The 12,332-nt window shown below is 75.1% G+C and carries 11 protein-coding genes; 3 read left to right on the top strand and 8 right to left on the bottom strand.

The window, feature by feature from the left end:
• Positions 1-9 precede the first annotated feature (9 nt).
• The 3 genes from LX15_RS32290 to LX15_RS07030 all read left to right on the top strand — a co-directional run bounded on the left by LX15_RS32290 (position 10) and on the right by LX15_RS07030 (position 3,875).
• A complete protein-coding gene (locus tag LX15_RS32290) occupies positions 10-138 on the top strand; it encodes a hypothetical protein (protein WP_301304165.1) in 129 nt (42 codons plus the stop codon).
• A gap of 817 nt (positions 139-955) precedes the next feature.
• Positions 956-2,731: a serine/threonine-protein kinase gene (locus LX15_RS32285; protein WP_308213421.1), complete on the top strand. Its 1,776-nt coding sequence runs from the start codon at positions 956-958 to the stop codon at positions 2,729-2,731.
• Positions 2,732-2,858: 127 nt separating this feature from the next.
• Complete coding sequence (locus LX15_RS07030) at positions 2,859-3,875, top strand: PHP domain-containing protein (RefSeq protein ID WP_253668678.1); 1,017 nt, start codon at positions 2,859-2,861, stop codon at positions 3,873-3,875.
• On the opposite strand, the gene LX15_RS07025 is transcribed toward LX15_RS07030, so the two are convergent.
• The 8 genes from LX15_RS07025 to LX15_RS06990 all read right to left on the bottom strand — a co-directional run bounded on the left by LX15_RS07025 (position 3,853) and on the right by LX15_RS06990 (position 12,191).
• Positions 3,853-4,248 carry a hypothetical protein gene (locus LX15_RS07025; RefSeq protein ID WP_253668677.1) on the bottom strand — a complete coding sequence of 132 codons (396 nt, stop codon included), beginning with the start codon at positions 4,246-4,248 and terminating at the stop codon, positions 3,853-3,855. The two genes, LX15_RS07030 and LX15_RS07025, sit on opposite strands and share 23 nt — an antisense overlap.
• A 105-nt stretch (positions 4,249-4,353) precedes the next feature.
• The gene (locus LX15_RS07020) at positions 4,354-5,064 is read right to left on the bottom strand and encodes an HNH endonuclease family protein (RefSeq protein ID WP_253668676.1); all 711 of its coding nucleotides are present in this window, start codon (positions 5,062-5,064) and stop codon (positions 4,354-4,356) included.
• A gap of 245 nt (positions 5,065-5,309) precedes the next feature.
• A complete protein-coding gene (locus tag LX15_RS07015; RefSeq protein WP_308213420.1) occupies positions 5,310-8,282 on the bottom strand; it encodes a helix-turn-helix transcriptional regulator in 2,973 nt (990 codons plus the stop codon).
• 19 nt (positions 8,283-8,301) lie between these two features.
• Positions 8,302-8,595: a hypothetical protein gene (locus tag LX15_RS07010; protein WP_253668675.1), complete on the bottom strand. Its 294-nt coding sequence runs from the start codon at positions 8,593-8,595 to the stop codon at positions 8,302-8,304.
• Between the two features lie 155 nt (positions 8,596-8,750).
• Entirely contained in the window at positions 8,751-9,077 is a 327-nt protein-coding gene (locus LX15_RS07005) for a DUF3817 domain-containing protein (RefSeq protein ID WP_253668674.1), read from the bottom strand.
• Positions 9,078-9,112: 35 nt separating this feature from the next.
• The gene (locus LX15_RS07000; RefSeq protein ID WP_253668673.1) at positions 9,113-9,592 is read right to left on the bottom strand and encodes a hypothetical protein; all 480 of its coding nucleotides are present in this window, start codon (positions 9,590-9,592) and stop codon (positions 9,113-9,115) included.
• 903 nt (positions 9,593-10,495) lie between these two features.
• Positions 10,496-11,137, bottom strand: a complete 642-nt coding sequence (locus tag LX15_RS06995) for a TetR/AcrR family transcriptional regulator (RefSeq protein WP_253668672.1) — start codon at positions 11,135-11,137, stop codon at positions 10,496-10,498.
• 64 nt (positions 11,138-11,201) lie between these two features.
• Positions 11,202-12,191 carry an LLM class F420-dependent oxidoreductase gene (locus tag LX15_RS06990; RefSeq protein ID WP_253668671.1) on the bottom strand — a complete coding sequence of 330 codons (990 nt, stop codon included), beginning with the start codon at positions 12,189-12,191 and terminating at the stop codon, positions 11,202-11,204.
• Between the last annotated feature and the right edge of the window lie 141 nt (positions 12,192-12,332).

Genomic DNA, 12,332 nt, shown 5'->3' with positions numbered 1-12,332 from the left:
GAGCGGCAGGTGCCCATGGCGATCCGCGACCACGAGCCCGGTCTGCTCGCCGACCGCCCCGGTCTGCCGATCACCGCCGACAAGGCCCGCGTCTCCCGCGATCTGGGCCGTTCCTCGCCGAACGCGGCGCCTGGTTGATCCGCCCCTCCTACCACCAACCGCGCACCGCATGCCGGCTGGAGGGGTGGCCTGGGGAGTGCCGAGCAGCGAGGGCGTGCCGCCGCCTCACGAGCACGGTGTCGGCCTCACTCCGACAACACGCGGATGACGCTGCTCGCACCCCCAGAAGATCGCCGTCACTTCAAAGGTGCAGCCACTAGCATTTTGGCGCGACTACACGCTTCTGCGGGCCATGGGTTCACGACGGGCAGAGCGCCACCCCGGCCACCTCGTGGTCCACAGTGGACGGTCCCCTCAGCCGAACCCGACCCCGAGCCGGTTGACACAGCGTTCGACCTCGTCGCGCTCGCTCGCTCGCCGAGACGCCCTTGACCCACCTGCCAGCGGGCGTGACGGGACGTCTCCCGTTCGTCAGATCGGACGGAAGGACCAGTCGTGAGCACCCCGCCGGGCGAACAACACCCGCCGGGAGGACCGCACCCGAACGGTCAGCCCCGGGAAAGGCGAGCGGCGGGTGGCCCGGTCTGGGGGTCGCCGGGCCACCCGCCGCTCACGGGGACGTCCGCGGCGGGCGTGAGGGGGGAAACCGCCGATCGGCACGCGGACGCGCCTACTATGCAGCCTGGTAGTTGAAGCCGCAACCCCTTCGGGCGAATCCGTCATCCGGCCCATCCCGGGCACTCCGTTCCGCGCACAGACCCTTACTCCCCGTTCCCGGCGGTGGCGGTGTGAGCTGGCCAGGGCCGGTCAGGCCCCTCGGCCGACCCCGAGATCGACTCAGGGTCGGCATCAGGGACGCCGAGGCCCCCGACTGGTTCTCTAAGCTCGGGGTCGGGTGGACGTGGGGAGGAAGCAGCTCGTGCAACCGCTGTCGGCGGACGACCCGGACCGCGTGGGAGGCTACGCACTGCTCGGGCGGCTGGGCCGGGGCGCGATGGGCGCGGTGTACCTCGCCCGGTCCCGGGGCGGCCGGCCGGTCGCCGTGAAGGTGGTCAAGGCCGAACTGGCCGAGGACCCCACCTTCCGCGAACGGTTCCGGCGCGAGGTGGCCAGCGCGCGGGCCGTCGGCGGGTTCTGGACCGCCGCGGTGGTCGACGCCGACACCGAGGCCCCGCGCCCCTGGTTCGCCAGCGAGTACGTGGCCGGCCCCACCCTGCACGAGGCCGTGACCCGGCACGGGCCGCTGCCGGAGCACGCGGTGCGCCTGCTCGGCGCGGGCCTGGCCGAGGCCCTGGTCGCCATCCACGGCGCCGGCCTGGTGCACCGGGACCTCAAGCCGGGCAACGTCCTGCTCGGCGCGGACGGCCCCCGCGTGATCGACTTCGGCATCTCCCGGGCGCTGGAGCGCGCCGGCCTGACCATGACCGGGATGTTCTTCGGCACCCCCGGCTTCTTCTCCCCCGAGCAGACCACCGGGGACGAGATCGGGCCGCCCAGCGACGTGTTCTCCCTCGGCGCGGTCCTGGTGTTCGCCGCGACCGGCGTCGGCCCGTTCGGCGACGGCCACACCACCGCGATGCTCTACCGCGTCGTGCACGCGGAGCCGGACCTCAGCCGGCTCACCCCCGGCCTGCGGGCGTTGGTCGGGCCGTGCCTGGCCAAGAACCCCGCCGCCCGCCCCACGGCCGAGCAACTGCTGACCGCGATCGGTGACGTCGGCGGGTCGACCAGGGACGCGACGCGGTGGCTGCCGGCCGCGGTCACCACGCTCATCGACGAACGCACCGCGCTCGTCGCCGCGCCACCGCCACCGCGCCTGCCCGCCCCGACGCGGGCGGCGCCCCCACCGCCCCGACCCGCCCCCACCAGGGTCGCGCCGCCGGTGGGACAGCCCACCCTGGTCGCCGCGGCCGACGCGCCGGCTCCCGCTCCGCCCGCGCCGCTCCCCCCGCCCCCGTCGGCCAAACCGCCGACGCAGGTCATGCCCGCGTCGACCGAGCAGCCGCCCGACGAGCCCCCTGGCCCGTCGCTGCCCGTCGCCGCCGCGCAGGCGGTGTCCCGGGCGGTGGAGAAGGCCAGGGCGAGCCGGCTCGCGCGGCAGCGCGCGAAGGCCGCCACCCAGGCGGCCGCGCAGCGCCTGGAACAGGCGATGGCCCAGGGCGTGCGGTTCGCGGCGGCCGCCGGGGGCTCGGTGTTCTTCGGCCTGCTCGGCCTCACCCTGGCCGCCGGACTCGGCTACCTGCTGAACACCCGGGGGACGGCGGGGGACCGGGGCGTGGAGCTGCTGGCCGTGCTGGCGTTCGCCTACTTCGCGGGCAGCGGCGTGCTCTCCCTGGTCAGGGCGGCGCTGCCCCGGCTGGAGCTGGTGGTCAGCCCGGTCGGCGTGACCCTCTGCCAGGGTCGGCGTCGCCGACACCTGGACTGGCACCACATCACCCGGATCGGTGTGGTTGGCCGGGGGCGGCGGCAGTACGTGGTGGCGTGGCTCGCGTCCGGTGTGGACGTTCCCGCCGCGCTGGTCGGCCACAGGTTCCGGCCCCAGCAGGGCGGCATCCGGCTGTACCCGCTGGGCGGGGGCAACCGGTCGCGCCGCGAGGTCAGGGAGCACGCCAGGGTCGTGCGGGCCGCGCTGGCCCACTACGCCAGGGGCTGTTACGACCCTCAGCTCTGAGGGCGGCTCTGAGCACTCTGGCGCGCCCGACGCGCCGAACGCCTCCGGCGCCTCCCGTCTGGTGCGCGACGCGCACGCCACGGGTCCTCGCCCTGCCGGGCGTCGACGCGTGGGGTAGACAGGCGGTGTGGACCCCGCGCGGGCGCTCCGCCTGATCGCCTACCACCTGGAGCGCACCGGAGCCGCCACCTACCGGGTGCGGGCGTTCCGGCGGGCCGCCGCCGTCGCCGAGGAGGCCGGTATCGACGAGCTGCGCCGGCGCGCCGCCGTCGGCGCGCTCACCGACCTGCCGGGCATCGGCCGGACCACGGCCGAGGTGATCGGCCAGGCCCTGGCGGACCGGGACCCCGACTACCTGGTGGAGCTGACCGAGCGGGACGCCCCGGAGCTGACGCGCGGGCAGCGGCTGCGCGCGGCGCTGCGCGGGGACTGCCACACCCACTCCGACTGGTCCGACGGCGGCAGCCCGATCGAGGAGATGGCGGCCACCGCGGCGGAACTGGGCCACGAGTGGATCGTGCTCACCGACCACTCGCCCCGGCTGACGATCGCCAACGGGCTGTCGGCCGAGCGGCTGCGGGCCCAGCTCGCGGTGCTCGCCGAGCTGAACCGCCGGGTGGCGCCGTTCCGCGTGCTCAGCGGCATCGAGGTGGACATCCTCGCCGACGGCCGGCTGGACCAGCGCGAGGACCTGCTCGCCGAGCTGGACGTGGTCGTGGCCAGCGTGCACTCGGTGCTGCGGATGCCGGAGCGGGAGATGACCGACCGGATGGTCACCGCCGTCGCCAATCCGCACGTGGACGTGTTGGGCCACTGCACGGGGCGGATCGTCACCGGTCGGGGGCGGCCCGAGTCGACCTTCGACGCCAAGGAGGTCTTCCAGGCGTGCGCCGAGCACGGGGTCGCGGTGGAGATCAACTCACGGCCGGAGCGGCTGGACCCGCCGCGCCGGCTGCTGCGGCTGGCGGTGGAGCTGGGCTGTCGGTTCGCGATCGACAGCGACGCCCACGCCCCCGGCCAGCTCTCCTGGTTGGGGTACGGGTGCCAGCGGGCGGAGGAGTGCGGGGTGTCGGCGGACCAGGTGATCAACACCCGGTCCGCCGACGACCTGCTGGCCCTGCTCAGCCCGTCCGGTCGCCGCTGAGGTGCCGGGCGAGCTGGTCCTCGGCCCACGCCGCCCAGTCCTCGTCCGGCGAGAGCACCTCGACGGGGCAGCCGAACAGCCGGCGGCCCTCCTCGGCGTGCGCCTGGCGTTGCGCGGGCAGCTCGACGTCCACGACGTACCCGATGCCGGCGCACCGCTGGGTGAGTTCGTCCCGCAACGCCGTCATGCGCTCCGGCTCCCGGCCGGCGCGCCCCGCCTCCTGGGGCACGCGGGGCGGGAACGCCACCACGACGAAGTGGCCGTCGTCGCGGACCTGCCGCTCCAGGGCGTGGCGCATGACCTCGGGCCACGGCCTGGGGTCCTCACCCCGGCGGTTGTCCACCCTGGCGATGCGTGCGACACGCGCGTCCATGCGGTTTCCCTCCTCCCGACCCCGACCGACCCGAGCTTAGGGACGCCTTCCCTGACCACCCAGTGTGATCTTGTTCAACCACTCGTTCGGCCGGGCAGCAATCCCCTATCGGGTGGAAGGGGTCGTGCCGCAGGTGCCGAGCATCTCGCGCAGCGCCGCCTTCTCCTCCTGGGTGACCCACAGCCCGTACTCGTGCTTGACCGTGATCCACCGGGTCGCGTACTCGCACCAGTACGACCGCGCCGGCGGCTTCCACTGGGACGGGTCCTGGTCGCCCTTCCCCCGGTTGGTGCTCGCGGTCACCGCGAGCAACTGCGGGCCCTTGAGGTCGTTGGCGAACTGGCTGCGCCGCTCGTCGGTCCAGTCGGCCGCGCCCGTGCGCCAGGCGTTGGCCAGCGGCACGACGTGGTCGATGTCCAGCTCCTCGGCCTTCTCGACGGTCTTGCCGTCGTACACGCTGACCCAGGTGCCGGACGTGGCGCGGCACTCCTTGTCGGTCCGCACGTCCTTGCCGTCCCGCTTGAGCACCGTCTCCCGGGTGTCGCAGCCCTCCCCCTGGGAGACCCAGTGCTTGAACTTCTCCCGGGAGTAGCCCGTCATGGCGTGCCACGGGGCCACCTTGAGTTTGTCCAGATTGGCCGCCGCCTCTCCCGAGGCAGGCACAGCGGGCACGGCGGGGGACCCGGTCGCGGCCGACGGCGCTCCGGACGACGGGACCTCGGTCAGCTCGCCGTACTTCGCACCCCAGAGGGCCCCGGCCACCACCAGGACCAGGACCACCACCCCGAGCAGCACCTGAAGCTGCTTCTTGCCCACGCCCGCTCCCCAACTCCGACGATCACTCCAACGGGTGATCATCGCGGAGCGCGTGGCGGCGGCGACAGAGCCGGACGGGCGGTGTCGGTCACGTCCACCCGGACGCCCGGCATCTCGTCGCGTGGCGCGTCAGGGCGACACCGTCAGGGCGACAGGCGTCAGGGCGACACCGTCACGGCGACACCGACACGGCGAGGCCGCCCCGACCGGGGGCCGGCGGCGGGATCGTCGACGGGACCGGCGGCTCAGCCGGCCTTCGCGGTGACGAGGAGGTCCCGGTCGTAGGCGAGGGCGACCGCCTCCGCGCGGCTGGTCGCGCCGAGCTTGGCCATCACGCGCGACAGGTGGACACTGACCGTCTTCTCGCTGATGTAGAGCTCGTCCCCGATCTGCCGGTTCGTGCGCCCCTGGGCGACGAGGTCGAGGACGGCGCGCTCGCGGGGCGTGAGCGGGTCGAGCGCCTGACGGGGCTCCGGCTCCTCGCTCCCCGGCTGGGCCAGGGAGACCCTGGCCCGCCGCGCCAGCGCGCGGACCGCGTCGGCCAGCGGGACCGCCCGCAGTTCCTCGGCGGTGTCGAGGGCCAGCCGGAGCTGCCGGACGCCCTCCTCGCGGTCGCCGGCCCCGAACAGCGCCGACGCCCAGCGCCAGCGCGCCACCGCCTGGAGATAGCCGTTGTACTCGCCGAACAACTCGACCACCGGGCGCCACGCCTCCGGCCGGTCCCGCCCCAGCAACCGCCCGAACTCGGCCTCGGCGCGGGCGATCCACGCGCGCCCCTCCGGGCCGAGCATCCCGATCCGGGGCCGGACGCGCTCGGCGACCCGCCGCAGCCGCGTCATCATCTCCTCGCCCTCGGCCACCGCCGACCGCTCCCCCGCGCAGTCCCTGCGCTGCCGGGCGCGGCGGGCCAGCTCGGCGTACGCCGTGACGCCCATGGCCGCCAGGCGCAGGCCGGCCGCCGCGTTCTCCTGCAACCCGTCGACGTTCTGGAGGGCCTCGACCGCGCGCCGCGCCGCGTCCCTGGGCCGGTCACGCCACAGCGCCATCTCGACACCGCACGCCCCGGTGATCGACGCGACGTGCAGGTCGCGGGGAGCCAGCGGCCGCAGTTGCCGAAGCAGCTCCCCCGCCGCCTCGAACTCGCCCCGCGCCACCTTCACGTACAGGCCGGAGGCCGGCACCCGCGCCGACACGATGCCCGGGACCGAGTCCGGCCCCAGCTCGGCCGCGGCGACGCTGCCGTCCCAGTCGCCCAGGGCGTAGCGGGCGACCACCAGCAGCCCCCGCACCTCCAGGCCGTAGTTGCTCCACACCATGCCGATGCTCTCGGCCCGCCGCACGCCCTCCTCCAGCACGGCGAGGGCCTCGGCCACCCTGCCCTGCTCGTAGCGGTTGGCGGCGAGGTTGAACCAGGCCCGCAGCTCCACCGACCACGCGCCGGTCTCCGCGGCCCTGTCCCTGGCCACCACGAGGCGCTCGCACGCGGCGTCGACGTCGCCCCTGCACTGGTCCAGCACGGCGAGCGTGATCAGCGCGTCCACCTCCGCGCCGGCGACGCCACTGGCCCTGGCGTCCAGCACGGCGGACTCGGCGAGGGGCCGCGCGACCTCGTCGGCGTACAGCGAGCACAGCACCCGCGCCCGCACCGCCAGCACCCACGCCCGTGCCGAGCTGGCCGGCCGGTCCTCGACGAGCCGCCAGGCGTGCTCGATCATGTCCACGGCGTGGGCCGGGCGGCCCTCCGGGCTGGCCAGCACCTCCTGCGCGTAGCGACGCCGCAGGTCGGCGGCCAGCTCGGGGTCGGACCGCTCGTCGACCAGGTCGATGGCCGCGCGGGCCAGCGCGAGCGCGCGCTCCGGCTCGCCGGAGACGCCGGCGTGGTACGCGGCCCTGCGCAGCAGCGCGACCTCGTCGGTGCCGGTGACCTCCTCGGCGTCCGGCACCCTTCTCCACAACTTCAACGCCCGTTCGAGGTGGCGCAGCGCCTCCGCGGGCGCGCAGCCCCTGGCCGCCTCGGTCGCGGCGCGCAGCGAGGCGGTGAGCGCGGTGGTCAGGTCGTGGCTCTCCATGCTGTGGTGGGCCAGCTCGGCCGCGACGCCCCGCACGCCCTCCTCGCGGGCCAGCAACCCCGCGTAGGCCGCGTGCCACCGCGCCCGCTCGCCGGGCAGCAGGTCAGCGTAGACGGCCTCGCGCAGCAGGGAGTGCCGGAACCGGTAGTGGTCGCCGCTGGCGTCGAGCACCAGCACGTGGTGGGTGACCGCCTCCCGCAGGGCCTCGTCGAGCGCGGCGTCCTCCAGGTCGGACAGGGCGCGCAGCCGGTGGTGGCAGACGATCCGGCCGGCCACGGAGGCGAGGCGGATGACGCGCTGGGCGGGCGGGCTCAGCCGCTCGATCCTGGCCAGCAGCACGTCGGCCAGCGCGGTGGGCACGCCGCACTCGGCGCAGGCGGCGAGGAGTTCCTCGGCGAAGAACGGGATGCCCTCGCAGCGCCGGGCGATCTCCCGTTCGACGTCGTCGGGCAGGGTCTCGTCGGCCAGCGCCCTGACGAACTCCAGGGTCTGGGCCGGGCCGAACGGGCGCAGGTCCAGCCGCTCCACCGCCGGCAGCCGGACCAGCTCGGCCAGCACGGGGCGCAACGGGTGCGTGCGGTGCACATCGTCGCTGCGGTAGGTGGCCACGACCAGCAGGCGCTGCCCCCGCAGCCGGGAGACCAGGAAGGACAGCAGGTAGCGGGTGGAGGCGTCCGCCCAGTGCAGGTCCTCCAGGGCCAGCAGCACGCAGCCTTCGTGGGACAGCTCGGTCAGCACGCGGCGGACCGCCTCGAAGAGCTGGAGCTGGCCCATGTCCTCGCCGCCCCTGCCCCCCGGCGGTTCGAGCGGCTCGTCGTCGGCGGCGCCCGGCAGCAGGCGGGCCAGGGCCGGCCGCGACCTGACCTCGGCCAGCACCTCCTCGGGCAACTGGCCGAGGGCCTCCACGAACGGCAGGTAGGGCAGTCCGGCCTGACCCACGTCCAGGCAGCGCCCGGTCAGCACGCGCGCCCCGTCGGCCCTGGCGATCTCGCTCAGCTCGTCGAGCAGGCGGGACTTGCCGACCCCCGCCTCCCCCGCGACGAGCACCGCGCCCGCCGTGCCCGCCCGCGCCCGGTCGAGCGCCTGCCGGAGCACGCGCATCTCGTCGCGGCGAGCGACCAACGGAATCCCGGACCCCAGACGTGGCACGAACCGATGTTCGCACACGTCAGGCGGTGCAGGCCCGCTTGCCGGCGGTGGCGGCGGTGGCGGCGGGGCGGGTCCGGCGGGCGAACCAGGTGGCGAGCCGGCGCCGCGCCGGCCTGGCGTGCTCCGGCCCCAGCTCCGGTTCCTCGTCGTCGGTGACCAGGTCGGCCAGCCCCGCCTCGGCGCGCTGGAGCGTGACCCACGACTCGTCGGGCCGGTGCAGGTGGGCGGTGGCGGCCACCGCCATCAGCAGCTCCCGGCGGTAGTTGACCTCGGCGTTGGCGCCCTCGGCGGTCCAGGCGGTCCAGTCGTTCATGTCGCGTCCTCTCGGTTCCCGTGTCCGTCTCTCCCTGACGAGAACCAAGACTCGCGCTGAGGTGCGCCCCCGGACATCGGGCGATCACGCACCCCTGCCCGGCCCGACCCCTTACCCGGAGCCGCCCACCCTCCCCCTCAGCGGGGGTAAGGGGCTCAGGCGGCGGTGGCCTCCTGGGCCTCCCCCGCCTCCTCCCTGGTCTGGCGCACGACCATCCGCTCGACCACGAACGACACGAACGGGATGGTGCCCGCCACCAGCACGCCCAGCGTCCTCGGCACCGGCCACTTGGACCGCACCGCGAGGTCGAAGGTGACGAGCAGGTAAACGGCGTAGAGGAAGCCGTGCACCGGGCCGACGACCTGCACCATCAACGGCTGGTCGGCGAAGTATTTCAGGGGCATCGCCACCAGCACCAGAGCCAACAGGCCGACGCCGACCACGTAGGCGGCGATCCGGAACCGGGTCAGGGCACCATTCATCGCGACTCGTCCAGCCTTCTCACACGTCGAACGGCCTAGCGGCGGCCGTCGGGGTCCTGGGCACGGGCGTTCAGCTCGGCGAGGTAGCGGTTGTAGGCCGCCAGCTCGTCGTCGGGCTCCTCGTCGACGGGCGCCGGCCGCACGGGGCGGCGCGCCCGCGCCGCGACCACGGAGCCGCCCGCCGGCTTCCTGGCGGCGTCGCCGCCGACCTGCGCGGCCTCCGCGCTCTCCACGCCGCCGGTCGGGTCGGTGGCCACGACGCCCTCCGCCCGCTCCTGCTCGCCACCCTCCTCGGCCAGCCGGCGCGCCTCCAGCCGCATCATCCGCCACCACATGTAGACGAAGAACACGGCGAACGAGGGCCACTGCAACGCGTAGCCGTAGTTCTGGAGGCTTCCACCCGCCGACGTGGCCCGGTCCCACTGCCACCTGCCGAGGATCAGGCAGGTGACGACGGCGGCCACGAGCAGGGCATGCAACACCAGCCACCGAGGGGTGAACAGGTAGCGGGGCACGCCCCGACGCTAGCACTGCCCGACGCGCCGTCCGGCACCGACCCGTAGTGAGCCTACCCATCCGAAGGACGGCGGCCACCGTGGCGCGCGACGGCGACCCGATCCGACTCCCGAACCCTTTCCGCGCCAGCCCCGTCGGACCATGGGTTCGGCCTGTTCGCGACCCAGCGGCGCTCTCAGGCCGTGCTTCTGGGTCGCGTGCTGGCCGGCCAGCTTGCCGGCGCCGGTCACGACTGGGACCGGGCGAACGCGCCTCGTGTCCGCGCGCGGTCAGGTGGTCACCTTCCCGAGAGGAGTGGGGAGCCAGGCACCTGCTCAGGTGATCTTGCTCTTCGGGGGCAACGCGCGACAGCCGCGCGGAAGGCTTGGAGCACGCAGCGGCCCGGCGCTGTCGGCCGGCGGCCGCCGCTTGTTCACGTACCGTGACCCCGACGATCTCGCACCGGGCCCTGACCGTCCACATTGGACAGAGCGGGGTCTCCGTTCGAGGAGCTGCGCGCCGCCCCGCCGACGTTGGCGCTCCTCGGCCGGCACGGTCGCTGGACCCCACCGTGCCGGTCCAAGCCAGCGCCAGAAGCCGCGCCCTGAAATGGGGTGTGACGTGCTGAAACACTGGCTTCCCCCGGCAGCGCGCGCGTTGACCACCCGCCCGCCCCGTCAGGTCCCCCGGCCGACCCGCCGTTGGTGGTGGTCGCCGTGCCGCACACCGAGCGCGGATCGCGCCAGATCGTGTGCGCGGCGGCCGTGGACGCCGCCACGCTGGACGGCGACGGCAGCCTGGCGGGGCGGTCCCCGGCCGACGTGATCACTGATCCCGCCACCGAGACGGCCGCCCCGGGGTCGCCCCCCCGGCCCCGGGGCGGCCGGCGAACGGGCCGCCAGCCGCACCCGCGCCGCCGCTCCTCAGGCCTCCCTGGGGCCGGACCCGGCCTCGGGACGCAGCCCGGCCAGCACGAAGTCGGCGATCTCCGCGCCGAGCTGGCGCGGCGGCTTCCTGCCGGACGGCCGGTACCACGTCGGCAACTGGTTGATCACGCCGAAGGCGACCAGCGTGACCGTCTCGGCCGGCGTCTCCGCCCGGAACACGCCCTCCCGCTGCCCGCGCTCCACGACCGCCAGGAACGCCTCGTGGTAGCGCCGGCGGTCGGCGCGCACGGCGGCCATCCGCTCCGCGCCCAGCTTGTGCATCTCCCTGCCGAAGACGGCCGCCTCGTCCACGTGCGCGGCCGTCGTCTCCACCAGGTCAACCACCATCGCGCGCACGGTCTCGGCCGGGCCCGCGCCCGAGGCCAGGATGCGCTCCAGGCCGGCGAGCTGGACGCCGATCAGCGAGTGGTAGATCTCGTAGAGCAGGTCGTCCTTGGACTCGAAGTAGTGGTAGAGCGCGCCCTTGGTGACCTCGGCCGCGTCCACGACCTGCTGCACCGTCGTGCCGTCGAAGCCCTGTTCGGCGAACAGCCGCACGGCGGCCCGCATGATGCGGGCCTCCACCGGGGTCAGCTCGCCGGCGGCCCGTCTGGTCCGCCCCTCCTCGGCACGCGTCATCTGGTTCCCGTCCCCCTTGTTCGGCGACGCAGTCAACTGCGCGGTCAGCGGGGCCGATTGTCCGTCACGCCGGCGAGGGCCATCGCGTCGCCGCGCCGTCGGGGGACAACGCGTGGACCGCCCCGACCTGGTCGACCTGGCCGGGGCCGGTGGGCACCAGCATGATCACCGGCGTGTCGACCCCGGCGGCGACGTACTCCCGCACCCGGTCGCGACACCGGTCAGGGCTTCCGTGCACCACCAGGTCGTCGACCACCTCGTCGGGGACCGCGGCAGCGGCGGCGCGGCGGTCGCCGGCCGCCCACGCCTCCCGCATCGCGCGCAACGCCGGCCCCCTGCCGAGCCACTCGTGGAACGCCGCGTACGCCGGCACCGTGAGGTACGCGGCGACCAGCGACCGCCCGACCTTCCTGGCCAGCTCCACATCCTCGGTCGGGCACACGAAGATCCGCGCCACCAGCTCGACCCCCGCGCCCAGCTCCGCGCGCACCTTCGGCACGTCCGCCGCGCCGAGCCAGTTCGTGATCGCGCCGTCGGCCTCGCGCGCCGCGAGGCGGAGCATGCCGGGTCGGAGCGCGGCGAGCAGCACGCGCGGCGGCCGGGCCGGCGGCCGTTCGAGCCGGAACCGCCGCACGGCGAAGGTCTCGTAGCGCTCGTCGACCTTCTCGCCGGCGAACGCCCTGCGCAGGAACCGCAGGGTGTCGCGGACGCGGGCGTACGGCCGGTCGAACGGCACGGCGTTCCACTGCTCCACGATGACCGGGGAGGACGCGCCGATGCCGAGCGCGAAGCGCCCGGGGGCCAGCTCGGCGAGGGTGGCGGCGCTCATGGCGAGCAGGCCGGGTCCCCTGGTCTGGACCGGCGCGATCGCCGTGCCCAGCCGCAGGTCCGGCGCCCACTCCGCGGCCAGCGCGAGCGGGGTGAACGCGTCGGCGCCCGCGGTCTCCGCGGTCCACAGGTCGGTCCAGCCGAGGTCGGGCAGGGCGCGGACGAGGTCGCGGTGGGCGGCCAGCGGCACCCCCGGGAGCGGCACGGTCAGTCCCCATCGACGCATCGGCGCCACCTCCTGGTCGTCCCGGGGCCGTCCGGGTCTCCGCGCCCCGGCGGGGGGCGGGACCCGGCCGGCGCCCGGCCATGGTCGGCGAACCCGGGCCGCCGCGCCGGGTCGCGGCGTCCCCCGGTTCGGTGTCGCTTG

The organism is Streptoalloteichus tenebrarius (assembly GCF_024171885.1).
Lineage (GTDB): Bacteria > Actinomycetota > Actinomycetes > Mycobacteriales > Pseudonocardiaceae > Streptoalloteichus > Streptoalloteichus tenebrarius.
This window is presented reverse-complemented; position numbering and strand designations above follow the sequence as displayed.